The 18,041-nt window shown below is 53.7% G+C and carries 16 protein-coding genes; 12 read left to right on the top strand and 4 right to left on the bottom strand.

All coding sequences use genetic code 11. The features are described 5' to 3' along the window. The first annotated feature begins 7 nt into the window (after positions 1–7). From fabD to fabV, 5 genes are read left to right on the top strand one after another with little or no spacing between them, the layout of a single operon-like run. Positions 8–964, top strand: coding sequence for an ACP S-malonyltransferase (gene fabD / locus B4O97_RS06140; protein ID WP_083049224.1), 957 nt, complete (start codon positions 8–10; stop codon positions 962–964). Positions 965–973: 9 nt separating this feature from the next. Further along, positions 974–1,714 carry a 3-oxoacyl-[acyl-carrier-protein] reductase gene (gene fabG / locus B4O97_RS06145; protein ID WP_083049226.1) on the top strand — a complete coding sequence of 247 codons (741 nt, stop codon included), beginning with the start codon at positions 974–976 and terminating at the stop codon, positions 1,712–1,714. 30 nt (positions 1,715–1,744) lie between these two features. Next, complete coding sequence (gene fabF, locus B4O97_RS06150) at positions 1,745–2,992, top strand: beta-ketoacyl-ACP synthase II (RefSeq protein WP_083049227.1); 1,248 nt, start codon at positions 1,745–1,747, stop codon at positions 2,990–2,992. A gap of 3 nt (positions 2,993–2,995) precedes the next feature. Then, positions 2,996–3,418, top strand: coding sequence for a 3-hydroxyacyl-ACP dehydratase FabZ (fabZ, locus tag B4O97_RS06155; protein ID WP_083049229.1), 423 nt, complete (start codon positions 2,996–2,998; stop codon positions 3,416–3,418). After that, positions 3,415–4,584 carry an enoyl-ACP reductase FabV gene (gene fabV / locus B4O97_RS06160; RefSeq protein WP_083049231.1) on the top strand — a complete coding sequence of 390 codons (1,170 nt, stop codon included), beginning with the start codon at positions 3,415–3,417 and terminating at the stop codon, positions 4,582–4,584. Before fabZ ends, fabV begins: the two co-directional genes overlap by 4 nt. A 51-nt stretch (positions 4,585–4,635) precedes the next feature. Here fabV and B4O97_RS06165 read toward each other — a convergent pair whose 3' ends face one another. From B4O97_RS06165 to B4O97_RS06180, 4 genes are all read right to left on the bottom strand, one after another. Further along, positions 4,636–5,337, bottom strand: coding sequence for a queuosine precursor transporter (locus tag B4O97_RS06165; protein WP_083049233.1), 702 nt, complete (start codon positions 5,335–5,337; stop codon positions 4,636–4,638). Positions 5,338–5,422: 85 nt separating this feature from the next. Beyond that, positions 5,423–6,727 carry an LPP20 family lipoprotein gene (locus B4O97_RS06170; RefSeq protein WP_158084183.1) on the bottom strand — a complete coding sequence of 435 codons (1,305 nt, stop codon included), beginning with the start codon at positions 6,725–6,727 and terminating at the stop codon, positions 5,423–5,425. Positions 6,728–6,802: 75 nt separating this feature from the next. Continuing rightward, positions 6,803–7,729, bottom strand: coding sequence for an LPP20 family lipoprotein (locus B4O97_RS06175; RefSeq protein ID WP_083049236.1), 927 nt, complete (start codon positions 7,727–7,729; stop codon positions 6,803–6,805). Positions 7,730–7,812: 83 nt separating this feature from the next. Next, the gene (locus B4O97_RS06180; RefSeq protein WP_083049238.1) at positions 7,813–8,352 is read right to left on the bottom strand and encodes an LPP20 family lipoprotein; all 540 of its coding nucleotides are present in this window, start codon (positions 8,350–8,352) and stop codon (positions 7,813–7,815) included. Positions 8,353–8,483: 131 nt separating this feature from the next. Here B4O97_RS06180 and B4O97_RS06185 point away from each other — a divergent pair, with 131 nt between their 5' ends. The 7 genes from B4O97_RS06185 (at position 8,484) to B4O97_RS06215 (ending at position 17,969) form a co-directional block, all read left to right on the top strand. Beyond that, complete coding sequence (locus B4O97_RS06185; RefSeq protein WP_083049240.1) at positions 8,484–8,714, top strand: hypothetical protein; 231 nt, start codon at positions 8,484–8,486, stop codon at positions 8,712–8,714. Between the two features lie 72 nt (positions 8,715–8,786). Then, the gene (locus tag B4O97_RS06190) at positions 8,787–9,746 is read left to right on the top strand and encodes a biotin--[acetyl-CoA-carboxylase] ligase (protein WP_158084184.1); all 960 of its coding nucleotides are present in this window, start codon (positions 8,787–8,789) and stop codon (positions 9,744–9,746) included. A 25-nt stretch (positions 9,747–9,771) separates the two neighbouring features. Continuing rightward, a complete protein-coding gene (locus B4O97_RS06195) occupies positions 9,772–10,317 on the top strand; it encodes a biotin transporter BioY (RefSeq protein ID WP_083049243.1) in 546 nt (181 codons plus the stop codon). Further along, a complete protein-coding gene (locus tag B4O97_RS06200) occupies positions 10,314–11,066 on the top strand; it encodes an energy-coupling factor ABC transporter ATP-binding protein (protein ID WP_083049245.1) in 753 nt (250 codons plus the stop codon). The genes B4O97_RS06195 and B4O97_RS06200 overlap by 4 nt, the downstream gene beginning before the upstream one ends. Then, the gene (locus tag B4O97_RS06205) at positions 11,063–11,779 is read left to right on the top strand and encodes an energy-coupling factor transporter transmembrane component T family protein (protein ID WP_083049246.1); all 717 of its coding nucleotides are present in this window, start codon (positions 11,063–11,065) and stop codon (positions 11,777–11,779) included. Before B4O97_RS06200 ends, B4O97_RS06205 begins: the two co-directional genes overlap by 4 nt. A gap of 29 nt (positions 11,780–11,808) precedes the next feature. Then, positions 11,809–13,716 carry a hypothetical protein gene (locus B4O97_RS06210; RefSeq protein WP_143305567.1) on the top strand — a complete coding sequence of 636 codons (1,908 nt, stop codon included), beginning with the start codon at positions 11,809–11,811 and terminating at the stop codon, positions 13,714–13,716. Further along, a complete protein-coding gene (locus B4O97_RS06215) occupies positions 13,656–17,969 on the top strand; it encodes a DEAD/DEAH box helicase (RefSeq protein WP_083049250.1) in 4,314 nt (1,437 codons plus the stop codon). Before B4O97_RS06210 ends, B4O97_RS06215 begins: the two co-directional genes overlap by 61 nt. Positions 17,970–18,041 lie beyond the last annotated feature (72 nt).

An 18,041-nucleotide genomic window follows, 5' to 3' on the forward strand; every position in this document is an offset into this window, starting at 1 on the left:
TCACACAATGAAATCAGATATAAAGAGGAACTGTTTCTTATTTCCCGGTCAGGGCGCTCAATTCCCCGGCATGGGCAAGGATTTATGGGAAACCTCTTCAGTGGTAAAAAAGCTCTTTGCAGAGGCTTCGGAATGGACGGAAACGGACATTCCAAAACTGCTCTTTGAATCGGGAGAGGATGAACTCAAGAGGACTGAAAACACCCAGATAGCCATCACAGCGGTAAATCTGGCATCCCTGATCATGCTGAAGGACGAGGGAATCACTCCGGATGCCGTCGCGGGTTTCAGTCTCGGAGAGTTCTCCGCCCTGGCTGCAGCGGAGGTACTGAACTTTGAAGAGCTTTTTCCCCTGGTAAAAAAACGGGGGGAGATAATGGCTGCAGCTGCGGAACGACTCTCCGCCGGAGAAAACGGCCCGGGCATGGCCGCTGTCATGGGTCTGGCTCCGGAAGCTGTGCAGGAACTCTGTGAAAAATCGGGTCTTGAACTCTACGCGGCCAATTTCAACAGTCCCGAGCAGACTGTCGTTGGCGGGACCCACGAGGCTCTGCTGAAAGGTAAAGAGTACTTCAGCACCAGGGGTGCCAGACGCTGGATTCCTTTGAAGGTATCAGCCCCCTTTCATACCCCCCTCATGGAGGAGGCACGGCAGGAGTTCGCAGAACATGTGCGGAAGCTTGTATTCAGGGATCCGAAAATTACCCTGATCTCGAATGTCTCGGGAAAAACAGTCTCCAGCGGCACGGAGGCGCAGGAACTGTGCCTTGCCCAGGTAATATCCCCGGTTCGCTGGACGACGGAAGAGGAGACAATCCTCACATTAAAAACGGATATCTGCATCGAAGCAGGCCCGGGGAAGGTTCTTTCCGGGCTCTGGAAAAAGACAGGAAGTGAAGTTCCCTGCCTCAATGCGGGGACCCTTGAAGAAATCGAAAACATCAGGAAGAGTTACAGTTCATAGGAGGACACAATGTTACTGGAAGGAAAAAAAGCCCTGGTCACCGGCGGGGCCCAGGGAATAGGAAAAGAGATTGTCATGAAGTTTCTGGCCGAAGGAGCATCGGTACACTACTGCGACCTTGCGGAAGGTCCGTTCAAGGCGGAAATGGATGCAGCAGCCAAAGGCGATGCAACGGTTACATTTCACAAGGCCAATATTACCGATGAGAACGAGGTCAAGGCCCTGATAAAGGAGATTACCGCCGACGGCAAGCTCGATATACTCGTCAATAATGCCGGAATTACCCGGGACGGAATGGTATTCCGCATGTCCCTTGACCAGTGGGAGTCTGTACTCAAGGTAAACCTTACCGGTGCCTTTCTGGTAGCCAGAGAAGTATCCGCCTTTATGGCCATGAAGCAGAAATCCGGCAGCATTATCAATATGGCTTCGGTGGTCGGCCAGATGGGCAATGCCGGGCAGACCAACTACTCCGCTTCCAAGGCAGGGCTGATCGGTTTTACCAAGAGCCTGGCAAAAGAGACGGCAAAACGGAATGTCCGGGTCAATGCCGTAGCCCCGGGCTTTATTGAAACAGCCATGACCGACAAGCTGACCGAGGATGTCAAGGCAGACTATGCCCGGGCTATTCCCCTGGGAAGAATGGGAAGCCCCGAAGACATCGCCAACACCGTTCTCTACCTGGCCAGTGACCTGTCGTCCTATATAACCGGCCAGGTTATCAGGGTCGACGGCGGCCTTGTAATGTAGAGATACAGATAAAGACGAAGGGAGATAGATATGGAACGCCGACGAGTCGTCGTGACCGGCATGGGGACGGTAAACGCCCTTGCCCATGACATAGAAAACACCTGGCAGGCAATCAAGGCCGGGAAAAGCGGGATTGCACCCATAAGCCTGTTTGACACCACCGATTTTGCCTGTACCGTAGCCGGCGAAGTCAAAAACTTCGACCCGAGTCTCTGGATGGATAAAAAGGAGGCTCGAAAACTTGCCCGTTTCAGTCAGTTTGCCATGGCCGCGGCGGCCCAGGCGCTGGAAGACTCGGGACTGGATAAAGGCTGCGGCGATCCCGAACGGGTCGGCGTTATCCTCGGGAACGGTATCGGGGGATACGAGGTAACCGAAGAGGGAGTACGAAACCTGGCGGAACGGGGTCCCAAGGGGGTCGCACCCATGACTATCCCCAAGCTTATCAGTAACGAGGGGCCCGCAAACGTCGCTATCAAGTACGGATTTTACGGCCCCTGTTACTGCGTGGTTACCGCCTGTGCCTCCGCTACCGATGCCATCGGCGCGGCGCTGAACTCCATCAGGATCGGGCAGAGCGATGTGGTGGTTACCGGAGGCATGGAAGCAGCTATAACCCCCTTCGGAATCGCCGGATTCCTGCGCCTGACGGCCCTTTCCACCAAATACAATGATACTCCCACCGCCGCCAGCCGGCCCTTCGACAGGGACCGGGACGGTTTTGTAATGGGAGAAGGTGCGGGGATTCTCGTTCTCGAAGAGCTCGAACACGCCCTCAAACGGGGAGCTCCCATATATGCGGAAGTGGCGGGTTACGGTATCAGCTGTGATGCCTTCCATCTGACAAGTCCCGATGCAACTGGAGAAGGTCCCGCCCGCTCCATGCGACTGGCCCTCCAGGACGCGGGTATGGAACCGTCTCAGATCGATTACCTCAATGCCCATGGCACATCCACACCGACCAACGATCCCCTGGAAACCATGGCAATAAAAAAGGCCTTTGGGGATCATGCGTATAAAATGCCGATCTCCTCAACCAAATCCATGACGGCCCATATGATCGGCGGTGCAGGAGGCATGGAGGCCATTCTGAGCATTCTTGCCATGAAGAACGGTTTTATTCCTCCCACCATCAATCTTGAGAATCCCGATGAAGCCTGCGATCTGGACTATGTTCCCAATACAGGGCGAAAAGCCGAGCTGAAAGCCGTCATGTCTGACAATCTTGGTTTCGGCGGACACAACGGAACAGTAATTTTTAGAAAATACGAGGAGTAAACTATGAAAGATATACAAGAACTGCTGCCCCACAGAAAGCCCTTCCTGTTCGTGGATGAACTTTTGGAAGTCTCGGAGGAAAAGATAATCGGAAAGCGTACTTATACGCCGGAGGAGTTCTTTTTCCCCGGTCATTTTCCCGAGTATCCGGTTGTTCCCGGGGTGATCCTGGTGGAGACCATGGCCCAGTGCGGCGGTGCGGGGGTTCGTCAGCTCGGCAGCCTGGGAGACGATACCCTCTTTTTTCTTGCCGCCATCGAAAAGGCCAAGTTTCGCCGGCAGGTCCGCCCCAACGAGACTATCCGGATGGAGATAAGCAACGACCGAATCTCTGCAAGAATGATCAAACAGAGCGGCAAGTGCTATGTCGATGACGAACTGGCCTGTGAGGCTTCATGGCTTTGCCTGGTGGGGGATAAAGCATGATAATTACCCCCAAAATTCGCAACAATATCTGCATGAATGCCCATCCGGTGGGCTGCGAACGGGAGACCCTGAACCAGATCGAATATGTCAGGAATAAAGGGAAATTCGCAGGGCCAAAGACTGCTCTTGTTGTGGGCTCCTCGACGGGCTACGGTCTGGCCTCAAGAATTTCCCTGGCCTTTGGCGCCGGTGCAGACACCATCGGCGTCTTTTTCGAAAAAGAGGGCAGCGACAAACGTCCCGGAACTCCCGGTTACTACAACAACAGGGCCCTCGAGAAGGCCGCCCGGGAAGCAGGGCTCAAGGCGGACAGCGTAAACGGCGACGCCTTTTCCCACGGGGTAAAAAAACAGGTTATCGATCTTATTAAAGAAAAATACGGAAGCATTGACCTGGTGATCTACAGCCTCGCCTCCCCCGTGAGGGTGGATCCTGATACGGGCGAGATGTATCGGTCCGTGCTGAAACCCCTCAAGGGGACATATACAGCCAAATCCGTCAATGCCATGACTGGTGAGGTAAGCGAAGCCTCCATCGAACCTGCCAATCAGGAGGAACTTGAGGCTACCGTAAAGGTGATGGGAGGAGAAGACTGGCAGCTCTGGATACGGGCACTCAAGGATGCCGGTGTTCTCTCCGAAGGTGCCATGAGCGTAGCCTACTCCTATATCGGTCCTGAGGTCACCTATGCCGTATACCGGGAGGGAACCATCGGCAAGGCAAAGGAGCACCTGGAAAGGAGCGCATCGGAAATCAGTAAAATTCTTGATCCGCTGAAAGGGAAAGCCTTCGTTTCCGTGAACAAGGCCCTGGTTACCCGGGCAAGCGCAGTCATCCCCGTGGTCCCCCTCTACATGTCCATCCTCTACAAGGTCATGAAAAACAAGGGGATTCACGAAGGATGCATTGAACAGATGTACCGTCTGTTTACACAGCGGCTCTATACACAGGGGGAAATCCCCGTGGACGATGAGGGCCGTATCCGGGTAGACGACTGGGAGATGCGACCGGATGTACAGGAGGAGATCACGAAACTCTGGGAACAGGTCGATTCCGGCAACATCGAAGAGATCGGCGACATGGACGGTTACAGGGAAGATTTTCTGCGCCTGAACGGTTTCAACGTACCCGGTGTCGACTATGATGCCGAAGTAAACGATTTTTGACACTTCTGTAATCAGCAAGCCCGGTTTTATGCCGGGCTTTATTATAGGTGCCTAGAGATATCTCTCCCGAATCCGTTTTGCCCAGTATATAAAGGGTGTATCCGCTACCGCCACCAGCCACTTGAAAAGATACGTGGTAATAAGAATGTCGATGAGAACACGTACCTCGTAGATACCCCAGAAAGCGATCAGGACAAAAATAACTGAGTCTATTAACTGACTCACCATGGTACTCAGATTGTTGCGGATCCAGATATGCCTGTCTTCGGGAAATCGGCTGCGCCAGAAACTGTAGGCCCATACATCGTGGCGCTGAGAAAGAATATATGCCACGAGACTGGCTCCCGCCACCCGGGGCATAACGAGAAATATCGTTGCCAGCGCTCCCTGGGCAAAATCGGAGGGTGCCGGTATGAACCAGAGGGCGATATTCATGAAAAGGGTCATAACAAGAACAGCGAAGAACCCTACCCACACAGCCTTTTTTGCCTCCTCTTTTCCATGATTCTCCGAAAGAATATCGGTAACCAGAAAGGATGTGGCATAGACAATATTGCCCAGGGTTGCCGCAAGGCCAAAGATATGTACGGTTTTGAGGACCTGTATGTTCGCAATAATTACAGAGATCGGAATCCAGACAAAAAGTCCGGTTTTTCCCATTATGCGATATAATGCGATGATCGTAAAAAAATTGATAAACAGAAACGCCACCCACAGGGCTTCGTTCTGAAAAGGAAAAACCAGGTCTGCCATCTGCCCTCCGTAAAATCGGATAGTTTAGCAAACTACCGGATGGGTAAGTTTTTTTCAAGTACCCCGAAACAGGAACCGCGATATATCAGCGGGAAGACTCTCGGGAAATCCGTATGGGCAGAGCTTCGATGAGTCCCGGCAGATAATCCTGTTCTTCTGCAAGTTTCTGAAAGAGCTTTTTGATAGTGCGCTCATGGGCCTGGCTGATGGTGAGACCACCGTCCTTCATATCCGCGCTCTGGTAGGTATGCAGTATCTGCCCCTGATACTCAACCTGGATTATCAGCCGCGCCTGGGAGATCTCCAGAGTGTTGTCCCGGTATCGGGGAAAATCCTCCAGTAGCAGTTTGCAGCGAAGGGTATATTCGGTATCGCTTTGTTCATCCGCCAGGGAAAAGGGCAGTCCTGATGTAAAAAAGAGTGCGGAAGCCATCTCAGGTATTCCCCTTGCAGTAATATCAGCATCATACTCCATTACAAAACGGAGAGGCAGAGGCAGAACATGAACCGCTATCTCCGTCTGTACGGAGGGGAGATTCAGGTAATAATCGCTTCGATCTATCCCCAGGGCTTCAAGCTGAAGATCAACTGATATACTCCCGCGTCCCAGGGGTATCCTGGATAAATCAATCTGAAATTCATACAGCCCCTCCTCGCGGGTAGTACCGCTTTTCAGGACTTCGTCACCCAGGCTGACAAGCAGGGGAATACTTCCGGAGGGAATATCCCCCTGGACTCTGGCAGCGGCTTCCGCTGTCTCCCCGGCACGTCCCGCGAGGCTGTCGGGCTGAACGGTAATACTGAGAAGACTGAGAATATTCGCCGTCTTTCTTTCAATCAGGTCCAGAAGATTTCCCCGGGTGTCGCCAAGTTCTCCTGCCAGGCCTGCGAAATACGGTGAATCCAGGAGCAATTCGTGGCCCTTCTGAAGCAGTGAGAGGGCTTCGGACGCAGTGAGGTCCTCTTCGGTATAAACGGGAACGAGCAGCTCTTCGATTCTTCGGGCCAGCTCCTTCTTTTGCTTCTCCAGTTGATCCCTGGAAATCCTCATATAGATCCAGTAGCCCTGCCGGAGGGAATAGTAACTGTCCACAACCTCGGCCCCCTCAAGGGTCTGATAAACCCTCTCTTCGATTCTGCGTTTGAAGGACTGAAAATGATCCCCCTCCGCGGATTCGGATATCTCGGTTGCAGTTTCTGCGATTATTGAGGTTGAAATGGAAGCGGCCAGATTGCTCAGGGCGTCCTGACGGGCCTTCGCCGCAGCTACCGACTGGACGGGATCATCGGATGAGCCGATACCTATATAGTATTTATCTTCCGAGGGGTGACGCTCAATCCATTTCGGCTGTTCCGGAGCGCTGAGACAGGAGAACATAATGAACAGCACTGAAGTATACACGCATGCCCTGAAGATTGATTTTTTTCCCGTCATTCCATACCTCTGAGTTTTTGGACCATCGATTTATCTCCGCGGCAGCACAGCAAGGGAATAAAAATAGGAACCCTCCGGACTCCGCCAGCGGGATACAATCCGGAAACCTTTTACTGTGGCACTTGAATACTGATATACATCCTCCTGAAAGGATGAACCCCTGCCTTCCGTTGATCTCACATCATAGCTGGCTTCAACTCCTGCTGCCAGCTGCAGCAGTATTTCAGCCAGGGCCGCCTTGTCGGCTTCAGCGATGGAATCGGCAAAACGAAGCCTGGGACGGGATATGCCGAGCCCCAGGTAATACCCTTCAATCTCCGGTACCCGGCCGATCCACCCGGGTTCGCTGATACCCGACAGTATATCTATGTCCGGATATTCTTCAGGGGATGCGACAGCGGTCAGGGACGGAAATCGCACCAGCGCGTAGCTCCCGGTTTCGTCCTGATGCAGTGTGCGTACTTCAGCCTCCTCCACAAAGAGCGGGACGAGATCCTGATTGTAATACAATCGAAGGTCCTCCGCGTATCCTGTACCTTCGCGAAAAGTTCCCCGAAAGGATGAGACCTGAGCGGCGATACCCGCATACCGTGCGGCCTGATCAGCGGCATTTCTGATACACTGCCTGAGTTCCTCTGTGCGGGAAACCCTGGGGAAGGATGTACCCAGAAACAGAGGCCTCTCCCTGGCATTTTCCGGAAGCCATACCCACCAGGGTAAGCGGACAGGCAGCCAGGAGGGTCCAGGCTCAGGAGGCGGCACAACCTCCTCGGCACGGGGCAGATCAAGATCCCCGGTGATCGGCATACGCAGATCCTGCCAGGTTGAATATGCCCTGCCCGTCTCCATGGCGGGATCAGCCGGCACATCCGCAGACTCCGGGGTACTGGTACAGGAAGCAAGGGACAGCATAACTGGAAGAAAAAAAAGCAGCCGGAACAGACTATTACCTGCCATGCCTCTATTCTATTCTAAAAAAAGACGGTACGAAACTGATCGCACCGTCTTTTTTGGTAAATAATTATAAGCTTATCGAGCTGTTATTTTGCCAGTTCAGCGTCGAGCCACTTCATTGCTTCGTCGGCTTTAAACTCCGCGAATGCGGCATCTTCGTTCCGTACAAAGAGCTCCTTTTCAGCAGCCTCCCGGAGGGCGCTTTTTTCGTACATAACCATAACATATACCGTACCGTCATCGTCCCGGTAGGTCTCGACAACCTTGGAACCGTTAAGGGTGGCGGAAGCGACCTGTTTCGTCACGGTTTCCAGGAATTCGATGACCTGACGGTTACCGTCAACCCCGGCTTCCTGAGCATACTGCTTGACGGCACTGTCAACCTGGACCTCTACCTGGGCGGCAATTTCAGCCCGGGCGTTGGCTGTAGCCGCGGTGCGTGCGGTGGATAGATTTGCCGATTTGTAGTTTCCGACTCCATAGTAGGCATCGTCCGCTACGGGAGGTGCAAGAACCCAGTCAGGAAGATCACTGGAGGGGGCAGCAGCCGGTTCCGGTGCGGAAGAACAGGAAATTACCAGTCCGATCAGGGACAGAGATACCAGTATCAAAAATACTCTTTTCATTTTTTTCTCCTTTGCCAAAGAAAGCCTTTGAAGTATAGCCTACTCCTTTCCATGGTCCTTTTCAAGTTTTCTTTGCTAAAATTATACCACAGGTAAATTGATTTTTACGTATCTTCATGTAATTATGAGCCATGGCCCGTGCAAAATCATACTATTTCATCATAGACAGACTTACCCCGGAAAAAGCCCTCCTTCTTAAACGCGGTTTGCTGGAACTTTCGGCGGTAACGGACGTAAAAGTGGATACAAGAACCAGCCTTGCTGAAGTGAAAGCCACACGAAAGATCGAGGAGGATGTAAAGACGGCATGCTCCCTGGCCGGACTTGAACTTCGTACCCGGATAGACAGAAAGGATTTTTAGCTCCTCACCCGGTGATTGAAGAGGAACGATGGCACCTCTACTTGAACAATCCCGCGATTCATGTTAACCGTAATGAATCTTATGGTTAACGAGAACTCCGTATCGCGAAGCACCTTGCTCAATCACCTCCGTAAAAACAGTGATCCCCTTTCGGGAACGGATCTGGGCGGAATTCTTGGCATATCCCGGGTTGCGGTACGAAAACATATACTCAGGCTGGCAAAGGAAGGTTTTGTTATCGAGTCAGGCAGGAAGGGATATCGTCTGCTGTCCGAGCCCGAATTCCCCTCTCCTTCGGAATACGACTCCGGCACAATCCATATACAGAACGAGGTTGAATCCACCATGGAAGAGGCCTCACGAAACTCTCTCCGTAATTGTGAAGATATACAGTTTTACCTCGCCCGCAGGCAGAAAGCAGGCCGGGGAAGAAACAGAAAATCCTGGGTTTCCCCTGACGGCGGCCTGTATCTGACTGCTGCCTTTCGTCCCCGGCTTCCGGCAGCTTATATCTCCCTCTACATAATAGAAACCGGCCTGGCCCTGGTCGATTCCTTACGGGAACACTATGGCGTGGATTGCCGGTTCCGCTGGCCCAACGATCTATTCGTGAACGAAAAGAAGCTTGGAGGACTGCTGCTTGAAGTATCCGGTCCGGCGGAATCCCCTGATCATGCTTTTCTCGGTTTAGGCCTGAACGTACTTTCCTCGGTCCATTTTTCGGAAACGGGCGATCGCCGGGTCACCTGCCTTCAGAACGAGATTCCCGGCGGCGGCCGGGACCTCCCGGATTTAAAAACACTGTTCGAAACCTTGAAACCGGTTATAGAGTCTTCCCTCGGAATGATCGAAGCGGACAAGGTCCGGAAGCACTGGAGGGCCAGGACCTCTACTCAGGGAAAGGTTATGAGGATTGATGATACCGATTATACCGTCCGGAATCTCGCCCTTAACGGGTCCCTGATTGTCGCTGACAAGGACGGGACATTGTACGAAATCGCACCGGGTCCGCGAATAATGGGGCCCAGGTGACAACAGACTTTCATCGGGAGTACGGATGAATCAGAAACAGCTTTCCATGGCCATTCACTCAGCAGTATTTTCCTCTCTTATTATTCTGGGGACCTTCATCCGGATACCCCTTGGACCGGTTCCCATTGTTCTGGCTAATTTCTTTGTTATTCTCTCCGGACTTTTTCTCGGTCCCCTCTGGGGCAGCCTTTCTGTACTGATCTATCTTCTTCTCGGCGCCCTCGGTCTTCCCGTTTTCAGCGCCGGCGGCGGATTCGCTGTCTTTTTGGGCCCAACTGGAGGGTATCTTCTGGGGTATCCCGCGGGTTCCTTCCTGGCAGGACTTATCAGCCGGATAAATCCGAAAAGACTCACCGTTCTGCTGCTCTCCGCCGGTCTCGGAACGGCTGTCATCTACCTGCTTGGAGTCCCGTGGCTCATATGGAGGATTTCCGCCGCCACGGGAGAGGGTGTTTCTCTTGCCAGGGGGCTACTGATCGGTATGGTTCCCTTTATACCCGGGGATGTACTCAAAATCACTGCCGCCGCCATTGTCGCCCGTTCCCTGAACAGACTTGTCAGTCACCAATGAATGAACCTGTTCTGAGCTTCCAGGATGTGGGATACCGTTTTTCCGACGGGTTCTGGGGTCTGAAACATGTTAATCTTGAACTCTTTGCCGGAGAACTCCTGCTTCTGGCGGGATCCAACGGGGCGGGTAAAACCCTCCTCATGCGTCATGCCAACGGTCTGGCCAGGCCGACGGAAGGAAGAGTCCTGTATCGGGGGGAGGAAGTACACAAGGCAGGCAGGAAGATCAGACAGAGAATAGGCCTGGTTTTCCAGCATCCCGAGGAACAGATAATAGAAGAAAGCGTGGCCGCGGAGATTGCCTTTGGTCCCGGGAACCTGGGAATCCGGGGGGAACGACTGAAAAGCCTGGTTGAATCCAACCTGGAGCTTTTCGGACTCGCCCCGTATGCGGAACGACATCCAATGACCCTCTCCGGTGGAGAACGCCGGCGCCTGGCCCTCGCCTCGGTACTGGCCATGGAACCGGATATCCTGCTTCTGGATGAACCCTTTATGGAGCTCGATTATCCCGGGGTCCGTTCGCTGCTCTCTGTGCTGCTGAAACTCCATGCCGCCGGGCAGGGAATCTGCGTAATCACCCACGATGTGGGGAAAATCCTGGCCCACTGTGACCGACTGGCCCTTATGAAGGACGGAACACTCAGCGCAGCGGGAAAACCGGAAGATCTGGTGGGACAGCTGGAGGAACACGGAGTGCGGAATCCCTGCCGGGGTGGAATGCTCCTGGAGCATGCGTCGTGGAGATGAGTTTTCCCCTTACCCCGGGGAAGTCACTGCTTCACCGTTACGACCCGCGGCTCAAGCTTGTCGTGCTGCTTGCCGCAGCAATGGGGGTACATCGGGCATCCGTGGCGGAACTTTCCGTTATGGCCCTGGGGCTGAGCATCGCACTTCCGGTTTTCCTTTCCCCCCGGCGTATTGCCCTGAGACAGATATGCTCCGCCTTTCGATTTGCCCTGGTACTCCTGATTCTGTCCATCGCAGCGGCGGGGGCATCTTCCTTTTCCATACTTCTCGCGTTTTCCACGCGCCTGTATACCTGGGTTGTTCTGGGCTTTCTTTACATCGGGACCACCAGTGTTTCTCAAATCCGCGGAACCTTCTACGCCCTCAGCCGATGGATCCCCGGTTTTCCGGCAGCCTCGTTTGCCCTTATGATATCCATAACCTTGAGTTTTCTGCCCCGTTTTGACCGTGCCCTGACAAGCGGGCGGGAAGCCCTGGCATCAAGGGGGGGCGTTCCATGGTACCGGCCTGTAAGGAAAATAAAGGCTATAAGTATCCCTCTGCTTCTGCGTACTGTCAGACAGTCAGTTCAGTTAAGCGAGGCCCTGTATGCAAGGGGATTCCACGAAAACCGGTCATTTCCCCTTGGAAAAATACCCCGGCTGCAATTGCTTGTCACCGCCGCAATTATCGCGACACACCTCTGGTTTACGGTTTTTTTTCGTATACCTTGAAGGCTATCTCAGGTTATACTCCTTGTAAGATGAAATTTCTGTTTCCTGATCATCAAAGCAGATGGCTTCTATGGTTAATGGATGCCGATGCCAAAGAAGAAAACGATTTTAAGGTAATTCTCGGTGTTCTCCGACGCTTTGCGAGTTTTACCGTCCCTATCCGCGAAATCACCCGTCAGGGGATAGATTTTCGAAGCAGCAGCATAATCAAGAAGATGCTCAAGGAGGGCTACCTCCGCTTAAGTAAAAGTGAGTTCGAGATCCATCAGCGCTATCTGAACAACCGGGCGGAAATAGAGAAGGAGCTGCATGAGACCTACACAGCCTTCAGTAAGGCAGCAGTTCCCGTGTCCACCCGTTTTCCTTCCAGCGTTTTCAGCATTCTTCCCGAGGACGCGGAGCACATTTCGCCCGAGGAACTTGACAGCCTGAAGCGGAGGGGAGAAGCAAAGGCCAGAGGAGTTTTGGAGATTCTGTTCGACAAGAATCAGCTTCCTCCCATACTGCTTCACGGAGAGTTCCTCGAAGAATTTCCTCTTATCTGCTGGCGAAAGATACGATATCACCTGGCCCTCCTGGCGGGGGAAAATGCGGATGTCTTTTCCGACAAGATCAGCACCTACAAGAACCTTATACTCGGGCGTCCGCGGGAGCTTCTGGAAAACGGCCTCTCCAGAGTCCAGCACCGAACGGAAAAGGAGTTCAGGGAGGAGGCGACCAGGCTTGTCATGGACAGGATTATCGCTTCCGGCGATGCCAGTCGTCAGGTTCTGTCGGATCTGGTGTCTCCGGATAACAGTTACATATTGACACGGTACAGTTATGACAACCCGGAGGACTTTGATTTTCTCCAGAGTCTCACGGTTCTGGAGAAAATGCAGACAGCGAAAGAAAAGCGCCGCATTGTAACGCCGGAGGATTATTTACATATTCTCCGGGACACGATCAATCTGTGCATATCCGCGGCGGATCTCGTGCAGACTGCTGAAAACACTTTTCCTGAAATTCCACCGGAGGAGCTTAAGAAAACCTTCCAGCTTTTCCAGAAAAACCATGTGGGTATGGGATCGGAAATGCCGGAAGCCCTGAGTTTTACCCCTCCCGGTGGGACCCTCATGCTGATTCACCGGGACAACCTGGAAGCCTATCTTGATGCCAGAGGCGCACGATTGAACTCGGGGATCCGTGACAAGCTCCATATACGCTGGAATGAACTCATGGAGCGACACCGCTTCGAAGACGCCATGCTTACAGACAAGGCCTTTCGCGATCTGATACAAAAGACCGCCGCCCAGCTCCAGCCCGATACGGCCGCTCTTCTACGGAGTACTTCCCTCTACGAGTTTCTATCAAAGAGGAAGAGCAGGAGCGATTTTATCCGCCGTCTTCAGGAGTATCCCTGGGGCCAGACGGATCGTATTTTTCATATCAACCGCGAAGAACTCTATAACGAAATTTATCGTTCCATCTATTCCCGCTATTCCTGGCTCGGTTCCATCCTGTACCGTTTTTTACACTGGATTGCCAGGTCCGTGTTCCTGAATCAACCGGAGAACGGGGAGGATAAGGGAAAGACCTCTGTATCAGCTGAAAAAGAGGAGAGCAGCGAAACTGACATCCTGAAGCAGGTCGGACTCTCCGACAAGCGGGAAGCCGCAGATACCCTCTCCGCCCTGTGGGAGAAGCTTCCGGCGGACATTCTTCCCCGGGAGGAGATCGACCGGAACATTCTTACCGAGTTGAACGCTTTTTATAACGAACGTTCCGAGGTGGTTTTCGGTGCTTTATCGGTAATAACAGAACGGAACCTCCGAAGGGTACTGCAGCAGGCAAGCCACCTTGAAGGTTACTCCCAGGCCTTGAGGGAGTACATGGAATGCAAGATGATTACAATAATCGCCTCCCGCTCGGACCTGAGGGCAAAAACGAGACCGTGAAGGCAGGCTCAGGCTCTCCGGCCCTGAACGGGTTCTCTCCTCTGGTATCAGACTGGTTTTTTCAGCGTTTCGATTTTCCCACAGAAGCGCAGAAACTCGTCTGGCCGGTCGCCCGCCGGGGGGAGAATCTGCTTCTGACCTCTCCCACCGGTACAGGGAAAACCCTGGCAGCTTTTTTATCATCCCTGGATTCTCTTATACGGGGAGACTGGGACCCCGGCGTTCTTTCGGTTCTGTATGTCTCGCCCCTGAAGGCCCTTAACCGGGATATCAGGTTAAACCTGGAAGAGCCTCTGGAAGAGCTGCGCAACCTGGCACGGGAGAAGAGCCTGCAGTTTCCGGATATCCGGATAGAGACCCGCAGCGGTGACACCGATAACTACAGACGCCGCCGCATGCTGGATAAGCCGCCGGCGATTCTTATAACGACCCCGGAGAGCCTCAATATTCTGCTGGCAACTCAAAGGGGGCGCGCAATATTTTCCAGTCTGCGCTGTGTAATTCTCGACGAGATTCATGCGCTTGCCGGGAACAAGCGGGGAACCCAGCTTGTAAGCGCCCTGGAACGTCTTGCTCTTCTGCTTCCTGAAAGGCGGGAGTTTCAGCGGATCGCCCTTTCCGCCACCCTGGCGGATCCCGGAATTGTCGCAGCCTTTGCGGCGGGTTTTCGGGCCGATGGGCTGCCGAGAAAGATGCAGGTACTGGAATCCGGGGACCGGAAAAAATACGATCTTCGGATCGAAGCCATTCCGGATTTCGAACCGGAAAGCCGTGAAAACTCGGACACCCCCTGGAAGCGTCTGGCTGAACAGCTGAAGCCGGAAATACAGTCCGGCGGATCGAGCCTTGTCTTTGTCAATTCCAGGCGCCTGGCGGAGAAAATAGCCTTTCTTCTTAACCGCGATGAGGAGGAACCCCTGGCTTATGCCCATCACGGTTCCCTCTCAAAAGAGATCCGGACCCTGGTCGAAGAGCGCCTCAAGAGCGGTAAACTGCGCTGTATTGTAGCCACCAACTCCCTCGAGCTCGGCATCGACATAGGAGAACTGGATCGTATTATTCTGGTACAGACCCCCTTCTCTCTCTCTTCTGCGGTCCAGAAGATCGGCAGGGCCGGTCACTCGGTGGGGGGAATAAGCCGCGGAAAACTGTTCTGCAGCCACGGAAGGGATTTTCTCAGCGCCCTCAGCCTCGCCCGGGGACTCAGAGAGGGTATTCTGGAAAAGATTGTCCCCCCCCGTCTCTGTCTGGATGTTCTTGCCCAGATCGTTATCGGTGAGGCCCTGGCGGGCGAAAAAAATGCGGAAAAAATCTACAAAACCTTGCAGCAGAGCTATCCTTACCGTGACCTTGACCGGGAGAGTTTTTACGGGGTTCTGGAAATGCTTCAGGGTTTTTACCATGGAATCCGGGTCAACCAGCTGCCGGGAAGAATACGGCTGAAGGACGGACAGATTGAGGTTCTTCCCTCCGGCCGCAGCGCCCTCTTCTCTTCCGGCGGCACGATACCCGACCGGGGATACTATATTCTCAAGGAAGCTGACAGGAGTTCCGGTTCATCCGTCATCGGAGAACTGGACGAAGAGTTCGTGTGGGAACGCAGGACAGGTGATGTCTTTACCTTCGGAACCAGGAACTGGCGCATTGTCGGGATCAGCCCGCGGACTGTGGAGGTTCGCCCGACGGCATCACCCGTCAATTCAAGCACTTTTTACCGTGCCGAGCCGCTTTACAGGGATTACGCTGCCCAGAGGCTCTGTGGAGAGATCCTTGGTGAGTACTTTTCCCGCAGACTCCTCCCGGATTCCCTGGAAAGCAGATTCAATGTATCCCGGGAGGGCGGCGAAAAGCTCAGGGACTATCTGCACCGGCTGGAAAATCAGGGTGTCACACCCCATGGGCAGAGGATTATCGCAGAGTATACCCGGGGATCGCGGGGGGCGGAATCCCCGTATCTGGTTTTCATTCACACCCTCTGGGGTGGACGCTGTAATGCCCCCCTGGCACTCGCTCTGGAGGAGCTGCTGCGAAAAAAGGATTCCCCCGCAAGTGTAAGCTGGGATAATGATTCCATACTGATCACTTCTCCCCAGGCACTGGAAGAAGGGCTTCTTTTTCAGTGCAGGACCGGGGAAATCACCGGGATGATTGAGTCCGGCCTGGTAAAGAGCGGGATCTTCGGTGCCCGCTTTCGGGAGGCCGCCGCGCGAAGCCTTGTCATCGCCCGGACACGTTACGGTGAGCGGACCCCGCTGTGGCTCAGCCGTCTGCGGGCGAAGCGGCTGCTTTCGGCAGTCGCGGACAAACAGGGCTTTCCCCTTCTTCAGGAAGCTCTCAGAGAGTGCCTTGAGGAACTCTTCGACATACCCCTTCTAATATCTCTCCTGAACTCTGTGGAACGTGGTGATATCGAATACCGGGAGGTCACTACCGGGAAGCCCTCGCCCCTCTGCTCCGGTTCCTTCTGGGAGCAGATGAACGCCCAGATCTACAGCGATGATGTCCCGGAGATCTCCATCCGGACACGAGGAGAATGGGCGTACAGGATAGCTGCAGGAGAAGTCCTGCGACCTCGGATTGACGATCAGATAGTCAGGGATTTTACTGCCCGCCTTCGACGTCTTGCCAGGGGGTATCGGCCGGAAAACATACAGGAACTCGAAGACATTCTGAAGGAACGGCAGGTCATACCTGCCGCTGAACTCGAAGGATTCACGGCAGAACTTGATCTGCCGGCGGATACGGATTTTCCCTGGAAAATAGTGGGAGAAGCCCGACGCTGGGCCGTTCATAAGGAAAGAATAAAAACCCTTCAGCGCTATCTGGGACCGGAAGGCAGAGGAGACGAAGAGTTTCGGGAGATTTTTCTCTCCTGGCTCTACTACGAAGGGCCCTGCTACCCGGAGGATCTTATCCTGAACTCTCCCTTCAATACCGACCTTGTACGGGAATTTCTCCAGGTAGAGACGGAAGAAGAGAGTCTGGTCAATGATTACATCAGCAGCGGCGCTGAAGGGCTACAGCTGATCCATCGTGAAGGATATGAGTTTCTCCTGGGTTTTTCCAGAAGCCGCGGAAAAGTTTCCGCCTGGCGGCCGCTTCCATTGAACCGCTATTACGAATTTCTTTCCCGCCACCAGGGGGTGGATTCCCCGGGTACGGCGGAAGACGTAGTCTTTACCCTCGAGGGTTTCAGGCTGGTACCGGAGATATGGGAGAACGCCGTGTTTCCCCGGCGCATGAAAGCCTATTCCAGAGAGAAGATAGACTCGCTTCTGGAAGACCGGGAAATCGTCTGGATCGGCGCTCCCAGAGGAGAGATTTCTTTCTTCAGGAGGGAAAATATTGATTGTGCAACCCGGGCCCGGCAGGGCGGTGATCAGGTTCTACCCTCCACTGGAGGATTTACCTTCTGGGAGATCGTCGATATGTGGGGAAAAAGCTCACGGGAAACACTCCAGCTGCTGTGGAAGGAGCTCCGCAGGGGGAGAATCAGCTGCGACAGCTGGACAACTCTTTTAAAGGGGCCCCCGAATCTGCCCGAAGAACCCCGGACCGGACGCTCCGGTTTTGCCCGCTGGAAATCCCGGCTTCCCCTTAAGGGGAACTGGTTTTCCGTACCACGACCCGCGGAAGAACCGGATGAACTGGAAAAGCTGGATAGCGCCAGGGCTGCAGTTCGCCTCCTGTTCGGCAGATATCCTGTTCTGTTCCGGGAAGAGCTTCACCGGGAGGTTTTTCCCTTCCGATGGAGGGATATTTTTACGGCCCTTCGTCTGATGGAGTTCTCCGGTGAAATTATCAGCGGGGCTTTTATAGAGGATGTCCCGGGGATCCAGTTTACCCTGCCGGATTATCTTCCCCGTCTTGCCGGGGTAATCGATGATTCTGAATATCCGGATCGCCTGACAGTCCTTCATGTCAACGATCCGGCCTCTCCGGCAGGAGTCCCCCTGGAAAATCCGCCGGACTCGGCACCTCCCCGGCGGGGAGACCATTGGGCAGTCTACCGTAACGGAAGGACCGTGCTGGTCTACGGGAAGAAATCAGGGCGCCTGGAAGTACAGGACAGGGCTGCTTTCCCCGAAGCCATGGAGAAGCTCGTAAACATTCTGAAGGACCTGCCCTCCCATGGGGGAAAAATCAGCCTTCGAAGCGTAAACAACACCCCGGTCCACAGCTCCGATATTACGGAGGATCTTAGATCCCTCGGATTTGTTGCAGGCCTCAGGGATTTTTCCCTCTACTCCTGACTTTTGGACACCTCTTAAAAACTGATATGATGTGACCTTTGTCAAGGTTTATTTTTCTTTCACGAAACAAAA

It is taken from the genome of Marispirochaeta aestuarii, from assembly GCF_002087085.1.
In the GTDB taxonomy this organism is placed as follows: domain Bacteria; phylum Spirochaetota; class Spirochaetia; order JC444; family Marispirochaetaceae; genus Marispirochaeta; species Marispirochaeta aestuarii.